The sequence below is a fragment of the Bradyrhizobium sp. F1.4.3 genome, assembly GCF_040548375.1.
GTDB lineage: Bacteria > Pseudomonadota > Alphaproteobacteria > Rhizobiales > Xanthobacteraceae > Bradyrhizobium.
Window position 1 is genome coordinate 33,248 of the sequence record NZ_JBEPRN010000026.1, and the last position, 13,432, is coordinate 46,679.

Below are 13,432 nucleotides of genomic sequence, written 5' to 3' on the forward strand. Positions count from 1 at the left end.
CATGAAACATTCGCCTTTGATGATGGCGGTGTCCTCGAACCCGATCTGCACCGTATGATCTCCTCAATCGCCTCGGGCTAAGGCCCGGCATTCCCCGTTCCGCGCCCTGTCGCCGGGCGCTCGTAATGGAGTCAATGCGCCAGGGCTTTGTCCGGTTTCTGTCAAAGCCCTTGCCGCTGTCGCGTCCGCCACGGCATCCGGTCTCGGACGCCGCGCGATTAGTCCAGCATGCTCAGGCGCTTGACGCACCTGCGAACGAAATGGCACGCCAGTTGCTAAATGGATGCAGCAACAACGAGTGAGGGCTGAGGGCATGCCGACGCCGATGGCGAGCGATGGCCTCCTTCCCGAAACCCGTGTGCCTACGTTTCTGAGAGAGAAACAGCCTCGCGCGTTCGGCGCGAAAAATTTGGCAATCGGTTGATGGAGAGCAACATGTCTTCGCTGAGACAAATCGCGTTTTATGGCAAGGGTGGCATCGGTAAATCGACGACGTCGCAAAATACGCTGGCGGCCCTTGCTGAGCTGGGCCAAAAGATTCTGATCGTCGGTTGTGATCCCAAAGCAGACTCGACCCGCCTCATCCTGCACGCCAAAGCGCAGGACACCATTCTGAGCCTGGCGGCGAATGCAGGCAGCGTCGAGGACCTCGAAATCGAGGACGTCATCAAGCTCGGCTACAAGGACATTCGATGCGTCGAGTCCGGCGGTCCGGAGCCGGGGGTCGGGTGCGCCGGAAGAGGCGTGATCACTTCCATTAACTTTCTGGAGGAGAATGGCGCCTATGAGGACATCGACTACGTCTCTTACGACGTGCTCGGCGACGTCGTCTGCGGCGGCTTCGCGATGCCTATCCGCGAGAACAAGGCGCAGGAAATCTACATCGTGATGTCCGGCGAGATGATGGCGATGTATGCCGCCAACAACATCTCCAAGGGTATTCTGAAGTATGCGAATTCCGGCGGCGTGCGCCTCGGCGGCCTGATCTGCAACGAGCGGCAGACCGACAAGGAGCTGGAGCTTGCAGATGCTCTTGCCAAGAAGCTCGGCAGCCGGCTGATCTACTTCGTGCCACGCGACAATGTCGTTCAGCATGCGGAGCTGCGCCGCATGACGGTGCTGGAATACGCGCCGGATTCCAAGCAGGCGGATCACTATCGCAATCTCGCGACCAAGATCCACAATAACGCCGGACAAGGCGCTATCCCGACGCCAATCAGCATGGACGAGCTCGAGGATATGCTCATGGAGCACGGCATCATCAAGCCCGTCGACGAGAGCTTGGTCGGCAAGACCGCCGCCGAGCTCGCCGCTGCTTCGGCATAGTTCATGATGTCGGCCTTCTCGACCCGGGAAGGCCGACATCGTCCACTCAGATGCTGGGGGGACCTTCATGATTGGTACACAAAGACAATTGGCCGGTACGGTGTCACCTCCTGTATCGGCAGCTCACGTCGCCGAGGAGCGCGATGCAAGTAAGCTCTACGGCCTTCTGACGGGACGCCATCCAACAGAAGTCGACATCAGCGATGACTACGATTTCGATCGCCATGTGCTCGCCTGCGTTCTCGCCGCATCCGCTATGGATGGCGGCCAACTTCCCGAACGAGCTGGCTTGACTAACCAGGAGCTCAATGCGCTCCTAGTGCAATACTTCCCGTCCAGCCCGGTCAGAAGGTGTACCTGGCGCGAACAGCCCGCGTTATCGGCTCCTGACGAGACAATTATGTTGCGCGACCTCCTGCTAGCGCAACGTTCTACCCATAGCGAGGTCGGCGGCTGGTTGGCGAGGATGATCGCGCGGCGCGCCATGGAGCCCAATCACTTGTGGGAAGATCTCGGTCTGCGGAAGCGCGACGAATTGTCCCGCCTCCTGACGCGCCATTTCGGGCCGTTAGCGGCTCGCAACTCCAAGAAGATGCGCTGGAAGCGCTTCTTCTATCGCATGCTATGCGAAGATGACGGTCTGGCGATGTGTACTACGCCGGTCTGCACGGAATGCAATGATTTTGATCTTTGCTTCGGCGAGGAGAGCGGGGAGAGCCTGATGGCCGGACGACGGCGGGATCATCTGCGTCGTCCCGATGATTCCGTTTAAAAGACCGGCGCCCCTACCGAGCGCTGGACCCGCTGTTGCTTGGCCGCTCCCACCGCATTGTGATCGCCAAGCAATCAGGGTTTGTCGCAATCACTTCGCTGTTGTCCGAGTTGCAGCTGTCGGTCACCGCCGAGCAAACCGAAACCATCCTCGCGCGCGTCCGCAAGCATGCCATCGAGCACAAAGGGCCGGTTGCCCCGGCGTGGTGGCAATCTGACGCGACAATCACGAGGGCTCCCTCGTCAAGGGCGCGTGATCGGTTGGTCAGCCAGGGCCGCGCGATCAAGTCGAAACATTCGGCCCGGATGGTTTCTGGGCGTGGATCTAAATGGAGGTTGAGAATGATGACGGACGGCATCCTTTCGCTATTGAAGAAGGCCTCGGCGGCAGAGGAGTTTTTTGCACTGCTCGGCGTCGAGTACGACGAGAAAATCATCAACGTGGCGCGGCTTCACATCCTGCGTCGCATGGGTCAGTATCTTGCGGGCGAGGAGTTGACCGGTGCATCCGATCTTGACATCGCCTTGCGTTGTAAGGCTACGCTTGAGCGTGCCTATGCCGACTTCGTCACGTCCTCCCCGATCGAACAGCGCGTGTTCAAGGTCCTCAAGGATGCGGCAGCGCCACAACCGAACAAGCATCCAGCCCTGGTCCAGCTCGGTTCCTTGGAGTGACTCGAGTTTACATCTCGTGCTCTGGACCGTGAAGGTTCGGAGCTGACAGCTCCAGCTTGCAATTCAAACGGAAGTTGCAGTGGCCTCGTGGATCCGCAGCTTTAACACTTACTCCGCTCTCCTTAAGGGCCAATCACGACTGGGCGCTGGTTTGTCCATCCTTTCAAGCTGGTGCCCATGGCGCACCTATCTCCTGCAATGGTACGCCGGCAGCGGGAAGCGCACATTTGGCGAGGAAAACGCACCAGATTCGGATGACTGTCTTCTGTCGCATTCCGGACACGCCTCGGCACGGTTACCGAATGTTTCGATCCTCGTGAGAGGCCGCCAACCAATTCTTCCGTAAGAGTCTGTATTGGCGCCCAATTTTAATCGCCTACGCAATTGGTACGACAATTGCTGACATATGCTCAGCCAGTCCGGAGAAGCGCATGCACATCTTGGTTCGCATCGATTGTGTTTTTGACGTCGCGCAGGTTCGCGCGCGCTGCCTGTCGGCACCATGATGCGTCGCGACGCCAACCCGATGGCCGCATATTCCGACCTGGCTGAGCTGAACGCTGGGCGTGATCCGCGCCAAAGGTTCGTCGACGAAATCACCCCCGTTGGCCGAGCTATGGCCGAGGTTTCGCGGGGGCAGTCCTTGCCCTCCTGCGCCGGTCGCGCGGCGCCGTTGACTGGCGGCTTGACCCCGGCGCTCGTGCTCTCGGCAAGAGTTGCGGGCTTGTCGCTGCAATCGGCGAGATCTCGAGGGCATTCGGAGCAATGGATCGCGTTTTCACCGGCAAGCACGTTGCGGATAATGATATCAGCCGAGCCTCTGCCACATCCTCGATCCGTTCCAGCTCGATTGCATCTCGAAGATGAAGGGACCAATCGATCGGCTCGCGTGACTGGCGCGCAGAACCCGAAACGCGTGATTCCGTGGTCGTCGATACTTCGAGCAATGTCTGTCTCGGCCCCGCGCAGCTGCCAGGCGATGCTGACTGAATGGCGGCGGGCACCCGGCCGAACTTTTGACTGAAGCAATCCTCAAGCGCGAATTCAAAGCTGGGGGCGGAGCGCGCTCCGCTGGCGAGCCGCTACTGAACAACGGATGGGAGTACAGATGATGAGCACCGGACCCAAAGGCGCAGCGCCGGCCGCGGGTGGTGGTCGCGCAGCGACCAAGAGGGAGCTGCCCGAACGATTTAAGGCGTATAAGCACGTCTGGGTCTTCATCGAGCAGGAACGCGGGGTTGTGCACCCCGTCTCCTGGGAGCTGATGGGTGCCGGCCGCCGGCTCGCCGACAAGCTCAACGTCGACCTCGCCGCGGTTGTCATCGGCCCGGTCGGGGAGACAACGGAGCAGGCAGTCGCCGAATCCTTCTGCTACGGCGCCGACCTCGCCTATATCGTCGCGGACCATCTCTTGGCCGACTATCGCAATGAGTCCTATACCAAGGCCCTGTCAGAGCTGGTCAATACGTACAAGCCGGAAATCCTACTCCTAGGGGCAACTACACTCGGCCGGGATCTCGCCGGCTCAGTGGCAACCACACTGCTCACCGGCCTAACTGCCGACTGCACCGAGCTCGATGTCGATCCCGACGGCTCGCTTGCGGCGACGCGGCCGACGTTTGGCGGTTCACTGTTGTGCACGATCTACACACTCAACTATCGTCCACAGATGGCAACCGTCCGCCCGCGCGTGATGCCGACCCCCGAGCGCGTGACGGGCGCCATCTGGCGCGTCATCTCGCATCCGCTCGGGCTTGTAGAAGAAGATATCGTCACAAAAGTCCTCTCCTTCCTGCCGGACCGCGATTCTAAAAAGTCCAACCTTGCCTATGCGGACGTGGTCGTCGCTGGAGGGCTCGGTCTGGGATCACCTGAGAACTTCCAACTGGTACAGCAGCTCGCCGACGTGCTTGGCGCCGAATATGGCTGTTCGCGGCCGCTCGTCCAGAAGGGCTGGGTCACCTCGGACCGACAAATAGGCCAGACTGGCAAAACCATTAGGCCAAAGCTTTATATCGCGGCCGGTATTTCCGGGGCGATCCAGCATCGCGTCGGAGTGGAGGGTGGCGACCTCATCGTTGCCATCAATACCGACAAGAACGCTCCGATCTTCGACTTCGCCCATATCGGTATCGTCACCGACGCCATTCGACTGTTGCCGGCATTGACCTCTGCATTCCGCGCGCGGCTGTCGCCGCACTCGCACGACCGCATCGCCGGCTAGGGAGCTTGTTATGATCGAGGAAAAATTCGACGCGATCGTCGTCGGTGCTGGCATGGGCGGGAATGCGGCGGCGCTTACCATGGCCGAGCGCGGCCTGAAAGTGCTGCAGCTGGAGCGCGGCGAGTATTCGGGGTCGAAGAACGTGCAAGGGGCCATCCTCTATGCCGATATGCTGGAGAAGCTGATCCCTGATTTCCGCGAGGATGCACCGCTTGAGCGGCATCTGGTCGAGCAGCGCTTCTGGATCATGGACGAGCGTTCGCACACGGGGCTTCAATATCGCTCCGATGATTTCAATGAGGAGAAGCCGAACCGCTACACCATCATCCGCGCTCAGTTCGATAAATGGTTCTCGCAGAAGGTCCGCGAGGCCGGCGCCACGGTCCTGTGCGAGACCACGGTGACCGAGCTCCTCCAGGATTCACATGGGCGGGTGGTCGGGGTGCGCACAGACCGCGATGGCGGTGAAATCCATGCAGATGTCGTCGTGCTGGCCGAGGGGGTGAACGGAGTGCTCGGGACGGGTGCGGGGTTAAGAGGGCGACTGCAACCGGATAAGGTGGCACTCGCGGTCAAGGAGATGCACTTCCTGTCGCGCGAGACAATCGATGCTCGGTTCAGTCTCAAAGGCGACGAGGGGCTCGTCATCGAAGCTGCCGGAACCATCTCCCGCGGCATGACCGGCATGGGCTTCATCTATTCCAACAAGGAATGTATCTCGCTCGGTATTGGCTGTCTTGTTGCCGACTTCCAGCGTACCGGCGAGACGCCCTACGGTTTGCTCGAGGGTTTCAAGCGTCACCCCTCCGTCGCACCGCTGATCGAGGGTTCGGAAGTAAAGGAATATTCCGCGCACTTGATCCCCGAAGGTGGGTACAAGGCGATCCCGCAGCTTTGTGGTGAGGGCTGGGTCGTCGTCGGGGACGCCGCCCAGCTCAACAACGCCATCCATCGCGAGGGGTCTAATCTGGCGATGACGTCGGGCCGTATCGCGGCGGAAGCGATCTGTCTTATCCGATCGCGAAATGATCCCATGACGGCGAAAAATCTTTCGCTTTACAAAAAGATGCTGAATGACTCCTTCGTAATCAAGGACCTGAAGAAGTACAAGGATATGCCGGCACTGTTGCATACCCACTCGCAGAACTTCTTTCTCACATATCCGCAGCTCTTCTCGAAGGCGATGCAGGATTACCTGCGCGTCGACGGTACACCAAAGCTCGAGAAAGAGAAGCTGATGCTGAATTCGTTCATCAAGGCGCGATCGTGGAGTGGACTGTTCAGCGATGCCCTTCGCATTGCCCGGGCCTGGCGCTGATCACGAAGCAATGACAACGACGATTGACGGAGCCAGAATCAATGCCGAGCGAGCCATCCCAACGTGTCGAGGACAAACTATTCTACAACCGTTATCTTGTTGATTCCGGCCGCGCCCATATCAAGGTGCGGCCGCACACCACGCCATCGTCGCAGCTGCTATCGATGCTGAAGGCTTGCCCAGCACGGTGCTACGATCTCAACGATAAAGGTCATGTTGAGGTTACAGTCGACGGGTGCCTCGAGTGCGGCACCTGCCGGGTGATCTGCGAAGAAAGCGGTGATATCAAGTGGAGCTACCCACGGGGCGGTTACGGTGTGCTATTCAAGTTTGGTTGAAGCTTCAGGGGAGGGCCTGGCTTTGGCAGGATGCGGCGTTGCCGCGATGCAACGAGATGCGCGCGACTCGAGATTTCACCCGAGCACATTCAATCGGGGCCGCGGGCCGGCCCTTGCATGGTGGACAACCGCAGCTTCGCTGCTTCCCCCCATAATATTCCCGAAGACAGCCAAAGCGAGCGGATCCAAAACAAGCGCGCGACGCATTGTATCGTGGGGATATATCGCCGGCCGGAGAGCATTATGATGATTCGAGTACAAAAGAGCAGGGCAGCCACTGACGCGCGGATGCTGCTCGACAGCTTGCGAATAGAGGTAGGCCGTGAGAGTTCGGTTGGCGACATCCAGGCATGCATAGCCGAACTGAGAAGCTTGCCGCGCGAGAAGCTCGCGGATGCGGTGCTCATACTCTCGATGGATGCAAGACGGCAGGGCGACTTGATCCGACAGGCGATCGAGAAGCGCGCCGAGGTCGACTTGGACTTTGATCCGCCGGCGAATGCGGATTTGGCGACCTATCTCGCCAATGATGCGGTCTCGACCTTACGCCACCACGTTGTCGACCTTCCGGACTTGCTGGACTTCTTGGTTCCGCAAGCGCCTGACGTCTGCTTCACCGTCCATCGGGAGGAGGCCGTTTTGCTGCTCGCCGCAATCATTCGCGAACAGCGGCTCGAAGGAGTCCTTGAAGGCCTCAGGCTCGCCGGGCTCCTGAATGAGCCAGCGAAGGATCGTCATGCCGGGATCGGTTCGGACGCGGACTTGAGGGGAGCTGCCGACGGCGTGTGAGGGTTCAGGGCGCTTTGAGGACGGTCCCTGCAGAGAGGTCAAAACCGCGTCGAAAGTCGCGGCGTAGTTCCTTTGTCCTCCGTTTAACGTTTATCGCCGACGCGGAGCCGGTATGCACACCCGGTCGCAGTCCCCGGCCGCGTCAAGCTCGGGGTCTTTATAGTGAGCACAAGATCCGCAGTTCTGAGCTTTGGTGCTCAGTTGCAGCACGCGCGGTGCGCTGCGCTGGCGGATCAGGGAATCCTTCGTTAACAGCCTAGCAAGGGAAATCACGGCAGGACACGTCGGCCAAGCAGCGGCGAGGCCGACGCCGCTTTTCCGCAGATGGCAGGCTTGCCGGGCGCAAGTTGATCCATGTTCACTTTAGCGTCCGGTTTGGCGCCACGTCCTCCCGACCATGCTCAAAGGAGTAAGATGGTCTCAAACTCTCGTAAGCGCGAACGGGGCAAGACACAAAGTCGCGAGCTCGGCAGGAACGATACCATCTCGGCCCTGATTCTTGGAAACCATGGAACGGTTATGCCAAGACGCCGCCTTTTGAGTTCGAGAGAGAGCGGCATTCGCCTCAGAAGAATGATGGGGTTCTCCAGGGCCTGACAAGACAAGGGCGTGGCACGGAAATAACAATCAGATTCCGCCGGGTAGCCCAGGCGACCTCCAGCAGACCGGCGACCAACAAAATGCTAGTCCGGTCCATGGCGACCCTCCGTTCATCGGAGGGTCGTCCCCGCGGCTGGGTAATGATGAGCTGAAAGGCCGAGCTTCGCCAGGACTCGCGATTCGCTTCGATCAGGCAGCGGCCAAACTGCTCTCAAAGATCAGCTCTCGGACGTTATTGGTTCAGCGAATTCACACGATCGACAAAGCAGAAAGCCGTCCGTTCCGTTCATGCGATCGGCAATGTCGCGAAAAGTCGCCCCTTCGAAGAGATCCTCGTACCTGTCGCGGAGGAGGTTGCCCAAGACGTGTCGTCGCTCAAAATCCATGCAGCAGAAAGTAACATCGCCGTTTGGAAGAAGAACATTACGATATTGCCGTTCGTCGGGACACGTTAGTGTTCCAACGATTGGCGGTCGTGCTTTAACCATCTCGAGCTTGCCGCTGCCAGCTCTCCTGCGAGGCGGACGCAAGCGGACCAGCGCTTCGTCGGGAATGATGCCGACAAGTTCAGGATGAACCTCGCCCATGACTATGAAGAGCAGTGATGAAATGTCGGCGTCGACAAGTTGGCGTATCAAATCGACATAGTTGCGCGTGACGAGACCACTATCCATGGACGTGCCGTCATCAACAACCTGCACCAGGAAAACGCGGAACTGCAGCGCACGTAAGCGCCTTAGATCCTGCCCATCCACTCCGGCAAGGGTTGTGAAAATCCGGATTCCGTGGCCACATGCGTAGGCATGCTTAACCATTTCGGTGCAAGCCGGATTGAGCCAAGGCTGCGAAAACCCGGAAAAGCTAATGTCGACAGCTACTGGTACGTGCGCCAGGCATCGCTTGAAATCCTGCAGAGAAAGATGCTTCACGTCGGATATCGCTCTTTGCCGTTGGGCAAACCTGTCCTGCGAGCAATAAGAACATCCGACGACACAGCCCGTTGTCGTAGTTATCTCCAAGACCCTGCCGCCAGTGACTGCAGAGCGCAGCTCCTGTAGAGTCATCGATTTGATATTATCCACTTCCGCGCTTTCCCGTTTGGAATAATCTTGAGGGGTGACCGTCGAGTTGTAGCCCTCATGCCAGTTCGCTCATGCATCATTTTCGTTCGTCGCCCATCAGCGCGACACGGCACCGTTGCAAGCGCGACCGCGAAAGATGAAGAAAGCGCCATGGCTCTCTCCCGCCTGGTCGAGCAGGACCGGACGGCTGCCGAGTGCGCTTGCATCGATGGGTTTGGTCTAACGTCTCGTTTACTTCAATAAGCATCACTCATGCCAGGCGGTACTATGTCCATAAGTCGACACGTTCGCGATGAATGTCGTCCCAATTTGCGGCAACCGAGGCGCAGTTCTACGCTCTCGATAAAGTACAATATGAGACCTTACGTGCGATTCAAGCTCTTTCGAAGATGAGTTGAATTGCGGGTTTCTATGAAATGTGACGGCGTTGCCGCTGCCCCGCGCACCACGTCATCGTGATCGTGGTGCATGATCAAACGCGATTGGTCCGCGGACCAGGGAGGCGATATCTTCGTGGCGCGCGCTGATATGATCCAGGAACGGTCTTTGCGTCTCGCGGTCGTGGTCGCCGACGAAACCAGCTTCGGTACGGAAGCCGAGCTTCACGAAGCGCTCATCGCCGATCGCGATGCGCTGCACGCGTAGAACCTCTGCCTCATCGAGCGGTCCCCGTCCCGCCTTCCCGATGACCATTCCCCATCGCTGGATACGGTACTGCGGTGGTCTCTCGCCTTCTATTGACGTAGCTCGACTTTGATTCTTTGAGGAGATGAACGGCAGCGGTTCGCGCGAGCAGATCTTTTGGAATCTGGCTCACTGAGGCGCGGGCGCGTTCCTTGATATCCTGCGCAACAGACCCTCCAGTACTGGCGCCTTGAAAACGAGCGCGCAGAAGTCCGGTGTACCCAGCAGATTGTTGCGGACACGATGCCGTGCCGAATTCTGCCCGGAACTGGCGTACTAGAGCTCGGTGTCAACGGAGATTTAAATCAACGCTTCCCCAACAGCCATTCATGGAGAAACCAGATGCGACGTGTGTAGAGTTCTTGAAGGAGACGCCCTCTCGGGCGTGACTATCCGAGAGGTACCGCGTTTACCGTGAGGAAACTTCGGCAGGTGAATGGTTTGCCGCGAGAGGCGCTGGCACTCCGCGCGGAGACGATCGAACCTAACGCCAATCAGCGATACGTATGGTTTTACAATCTCATCCTCGCGGCCGGACCTCACATGAGCAAAGCTTAATGCGGGGCGGCGCGTCTCTCTCCGTTTCGTGATGACCGGCACGGACAGTGCCGTATAGGGTGCCCGTGCTTTCGCGCCCGACCGCATGTTCGGGCTTCCATAAGGATCATGATGGCCTCAGACCGAGCGACCGCCCTTTTCGTTGCCGCACTTGTTTGCGCGACCTCGCTGTCAAGCAGCGGCCTCCGCGCCCAGACCACGGTTACCTCCGAACGCCCCGCCAGCTTCACGCTCAGCAACGGCCTCCAGGTCGTGGTGATCCCGGATCACCGCACGCCCGTGGTCACGGAGATGATCTGGTACAAGGTCGGCTCGGCCGACGAGACGCCGGGCAAGTCCGGTCTCGCCCACTTCCTCGAGCACCTGATGTTCAAGGGCACCGAGAAGCATCCGGTCGGCGAATTTTCCCAGACCGTGCTCCGCGTCGGCGGCAACGAGAACGCCTCCACCTCGGTCGATTACACCAACTACTACCAGCGTGTGCCGCGCGAGCAATTGCCGACCATGATGGAGTTCGAGGCCGATCGCATGACCGGCCTGATCCTCAAGGACGAGAACGTGCTGCCCGAGCGTGACGTCGTACTCGAAGAGTACAACATGCGCGTCGCCAACAGCCCTGACGCGCGCCTCAACGAACAGATCATGGCCGCGCTCTATCTCAACCATCCCTACGGCCGCCCGGTGATCGGCTGGCACCAGGAGATCGAGAAGCTCAATCGCGAGGACGCGCTCGCCTTCTACCGCCGCTTCTACGCGCCGAACAACGCGATCCTGGTGATCGCCGGCGACGTCGAGGCCGCCGACATACGCCCGCTGGTCGAGCGCAATTTTGGTCCGATCCCCGCCCAGCCGGCGATCCCCGCCCGGCGCATCCGCCCGCAGGAGCCGGAGCCGGCCGCACCGCGCACGGTCACGCTGTCCGACCCACGCGTCGAGCAGCCCGGCTTGCGACGCTACTACCTGGTGCCCTCGGCAACGACGGCCGCGGCCGGCGAGAGCGCAGCCCTCGACGTGCTCGCGCAATTGATGGGCAGCGGCAACAACTCCTATCTCTACCGCGCACTCGTCGTCGACAAGCCGCTCGCGGTTTCCGCCAGCGCCAGCTATTCAAGCACCTCGCTCGACCCGGCCCAGTTCGCGGTCTCGGCCTCACCGAAGTCCGGCGTCAGCTTCGCAGACGTCGAAAAGGTCATCGACGGCGTCATCGCCGACATCGTGCAGAATCCGATCCGCGCCGAGGATCTCGAACGGGTCAAGACCCAGCTCATCGCGGAGGCGATCTACGCCCAGGACAACCAGGCTGTCCTGGCGCGCTGGTATGGCGGCGCGCTGAGCACGGGCCTGTCGATCGAGGACATCAGGAGCTGGCCCGATCGCATCCGCGCGGTCACCGCTGAACAGGTCCGTGGAGCTGCGCAAAAATGGCTCGAGAAGAAGCGCTCGGTGACGGGCTATCTGATCAAGGACACCACACCCGCCAAGCGCGAGGAGAAGCGTTCGTGAACCATTCCTTCCTTCGCGCAAGACACTTCCTACACATAAGGCACTTCGCGCTGTCCCTCGTCACCGGTGCGGCACTCGCGCTGACCGCGGTCTCGCCGTCACAGGCGGCAGCAAAGATCCAGCACCTGGTCTCGCCGGGCGGCATCGAGGCTTGGTTCGTCCAGGACGCGACCGTACCGCTGATCGCCATGGAATATTCCTTTGCCGGTGGCTCGGCGCAGGATCCCAAGGACAAGCCCGGCGTCGCCAATCTGGTCGGCGACCTCCTCGACGAAGGCTCCGGCGATCTCGATTCCAAGACGTTCCATGAGCGGCTCGACCGCCGCGCCATCGAGCTCTCCTTCAGCGCCACCCGCGATACGTTCCGCGGCAGCCTGCGGATGCTGCGCGACAACAAGGACGAAGCCTTCGACCTGCTCAGGAGCGCGCTGACCTCGCCGCATTTCGACACCGCCGACGTCGAGCGCATCCGCTCACAGGTGATCTCGGGCCTGCGCCGCGACACCACCAACCCGAGCTCGCTCGCGAGCCGCAAATTCCTGGAGATGACGTTCGGCGATCACCCTTACGGGCAGCAGACCACTGGCACGCTGGAGAGCGTGCCGACCATCACGGTCGCCGACATGAAGGACTATGTCGGCCGCGTGCTTGCCAAGGATACGCTGAAGATCGCGGTCGTCGGCGACGTCGATCCCGCCACCCTCGGCAAGCTGCTCGACCACACCTTTGGCAGCCTGCCTGCCAAGGCCAATCTCGTGCCGGTCCCCGATATCGACGCGGCAAGGCCGCCGCAGCGCGCCTTCGTGCCGCTCGACGTGCCGCAGACCGTGATCACCTTCGGCGGCCCCGGCGTGAAGCGCAGCGATCCGAACTTCATGGCGGCCTATGTCGTCAACCACATCCTCGGTGGCGGCGGCCTGTCCTCGCGGCTCTATCGCGAGGTCCGCGAGAAGCGCGGGCTGGCTTATTCCGTGTTCGAATCGCTGCTCTGGATGGAGCATTCGGCGATCTTCATCGGCAACACCGGCACCCGCGCCGACCGCGCCGGCGACACCATGGATGCCATCGAGAAGGAAGTGCGTCGCATCGCCGACGAGGGCCCGACGCAGAAGGAGCTCGACGAGGCCAAATCCTACCTCAAGGGCTCGCAGATGCTGGCGCTCGATACCTCCTCCAAGCTCGCGCAAGCACTGCTGCAATATCAGCAGGACAAGCTGCCGATCGACTATATCGAGAAGCGCAATGCCATCGTCGATGCGGTGACGCTGGACGACGCCAAAGCCGCCGCCAAGCGGCTGTGGGGCCAGGGGCTTTTGACCGTCATCGTCGGCCGCGCCCCGCAGGCCGCAGCGCAACCGGCGGCAGCGCCAGCGACGAAATCGAACTGACGTTTTCCTACGCGCACCTCCGTTGCGGCTTACCCTCTCCCTACCCCCTCCCCCGCAAGGGGCCGCAAGGGGGAGGGAGCCTGAACGGGGCTCTCACCTCACAGCGCGTTGCAGATGACTCCGAAGTCATTGGGATCAGTAAGGGGCGCATTGGCCGACGGGCTCCCTCCCCCCTT

At 60.4% G+C, this 13,432-nt stretch carries 11 protein-coding genes and 1 pseudogene; 11 read left to right on the forward strand and 1 reads right to left on the reverse strand.

Annotated elements, in window-relative coordinates; all coding sequences use genetic code 11:
- Positions 1-435: 435 nt before the first annotated feature.
- From nifH to ABIB73_RS35700, 8 genes and pseudogenes are all read left to right on the forward strand, one after another.
- Positions 436-1,326: a nitrogenase iron protein gene (gene nifH / locus ABIB73_RS35670; RefSeq protein ID WP_085398584.1), complete on the forward strand. Its 891-nt coding sequence runs from the start codon at positions 436-438 to the stop codon at positions 1,324-1,326.
- A 67-nt stretch (positions 1,327-1,393) separates the two neighbouring features.
- Positions 1,394-2,098: a nitrogen fixation protein NifQ gene (locus tag ABIB73_RS35675; protein WP_354098759.1), complete on the forward strand. Its 705-nt coding sequence runs from the start codon at positions 1,394-1,396 to the stop codon at positions 2,096-2,098.
- Between the two features lie 35 nt (positions 2,099-2,133).
- A pseudogene (locus ABIB73_RS37670) lies at positions 2,134-2,217 on the forward strand (hypothetical protein); the annotation flags it as partial.
- Between the two features lie 222 nt (positions 2,218-2,439).
- Positions 2,440-2,772 carry a nitrogenase stabilizing/protective protein NifW gene (gene nifW, locus ABIB73_RS35680; RefSeq protein ID WP_354098798.1) on the forward strand — a complete coding sequence of 111 codons (333 nt, stop codon included), beginning with the start codon at positions 2,440-2,442 and terminating at the stop codon, positions 2,770-2,772.
- Positions 2,773-3,880: 1,108 nt separating this feature from the next.
- Positions 3,881-4,996, forward strand: coding sequence for an electron transfer flavoprotein subunit alpha/FixB family protein (locus ABIB73_RS35685; RefSeq protein ID WP_354098760.1), 1,116 nt, complete (start codon positions 3,881-3,883; stop codon positions 4,994-4,996).
- A gap of 10 nt (positions 4,997-5,006) precedes the next feature.
- A complete protein-coding gene (locus ABIB73_RS35690) occupies positions 5,007-6,314 on the forward strand; it encodes an FAD-binding protein (RefSeq protein WP_354098761.1) in 1,308 nt (435 codons plus the stop codon).
- A gap of 41 nt (positions 6,315-6,355) precedes the next feature.
- Positions 6,356-6,652 carry a ferredoxin family protein gene (locus ABIB73_RS35695; RefSeq protein ID WP_148774735.1) on the forward strand — a complete coding sequence of 99 codons (297 nt, stop codon included), beginning with the start codon at positions 6,356-6,358 and terminating at the stop codon, positions 6,650-6,652.
- A 117-nt stretch (positions 6,653-6,769) separates the two neighbouring features.
- On the forward strand, positions 6,770-7,441 hold the full coding sequence (locus tag ABIB73_RS35700; RefSeq protein ID WP_354231938.1) for a hypothetical protein: 672 nt from the start codon (positions 6,770-6,772) through the stop codon (positions 7,439-7,441).
- An 818-nt stretch (positions 7,442-8,259) separates the two neighbouring features.
- Here the strand turns inward: ABIB73_RS35700 and ABIB73_RS35705 are convergent.
- Positions 8,260-8,970 (reverse strand): SPASM domain-containing protein, encoded by a 711-nt coding sequence (locus tag ABIB73_RS35705; RefSeq protein ID WP_354231940.1) that lies wholly within the window; start codon positions 8,968-8,970, stop codon positions 8,260-8,262.
- A 621-nt stretch (positions 8,971-9,591) separates the two neighbouring features.
- Here ABIB73_RS35705 and ABIB73_RS35710 point away from each other — a divergent pair.
- The 3 genes from ABIB73_RS35710 to ABIB73_RS35720 all read left to right on the forward strand — a co-directional run bounded on the left by ABIB73_RS35710 (position 9,592) and on the right by ABIB73_RS35720 (position 13,256).
- Complete coding sequence (locus tag ABIB73_RS35710) at positions 9,592-9,768, forward strand: hypothetical protein (RefSeq protein ID WP_354231942.1); 177 nt, start codon at positions 9,592-9,594, stop codon at positions 9,766-9,768.
- A 705-nt stretch (positions 9,769-10,473) separates the two neighbouring features.
- Positions 10,474-11,868, forward strand: a complete 1,395-nt coding sequence (locus ABIB73_RS35715) for a M16 family metallopeptidase (protein WP_354231944.1) — start codon at positions 10,474-10,476, stop codon at positions 11,866-11,868.
- On the forward strand, positions 11,787-13,256 hold the full coding sequence (locus tag ABIB73_RS35720; RefSeq protein WP_354231946.1) for a M16 family metallopeptidase: 1,470 nt from the start codon (positions 11,787-11,789) through the stop codon (positions 13,254-13,256). Before ABIB73_RS35715 ends, ABIB73_RS35720 begins: the two co-directional genes overlap by 82 nt.
- The last annotated feature ends 176 nt before the right edge of the window (positions 13,257-13,432 follow it).

What these genes read in the sequence shown, in the direction of transcription:
- nifH (WP_085398584.1), top strand. Translation starts at nt 436, where the DNA reads ATGTCTTCGCTGAGACAAATCGCGTTTTATGGCAAGGGTGGCATCGGT.
- ABIB73_RS35675 (WP_354098759.1), top strand. Translation starts at nt 1,394, where the DNA reads ATGATTGGTACACAAAGACAATTGGCCGGTACGGTGTCACCTCCTGTA.
- nifW (WP_354098798.1), top strand. Translation starts at nt 2,440, where the DNA reads ATGATGACGGACGGCATCCTTTCGCTATTGAAGAAGGCCTCGGCGGCA.
- ABIB73_RS35685 (WP_354098760.1), top strand. Translation starts at nt 3,881, where the DNA reads ATGATGAGCACCGGACCCAAAGGCGCAGCGCCGGCCGCGGGTGGTGGT.
- ABIB73_RS35690 (WP_354098761.1), top strand. Translation starts at nt 5,007, where the DNA reads ATGATCGAGGAAAAATTCGACGCGATCGTCGTCGGTGCTGGCATGGGC.
- ABIB73_RS35695 (WP_148774735.1), top strand. Translation starts at nt 6,356, where the DNA reads ATGCCGAGCGAGCCATCCCAACGTGTCGAGGACAAACTATTCTACAAC.
- ABIB73_RS35700 (WP_354231938.1), top strand. Translation starts at nt 6,770, where the DNA reads ATGGTGGACAACCGCAGCTTCGCTGCTTCCCCCCATAATATTCCCGAA.
- ABIB73_RS35710 (WP_354231942.1), top strand. Translation starts at nt 9,592, where the DNA reads ATGATCAAACGCGATTGGTCCGCGGACCAGGGAGGCGATATCTTCGTG.
- ABIB73_RS35715 (WP_354231944.1), top strand. Translation starts at nt 10,474, where the DNA reads ATGATGGCCTCAGACCGAGCGACCGCCCTTTTCGTTGCCGCACTTGTT.
- ABIB73_RS35720 (WP_354231946.1), top strand. Translation starts at nt 11,787, where the DNA reads ATGGCTCGAGAAGAAGCGCTCGGTGACGGGCTATCTGATCAAGGACAC.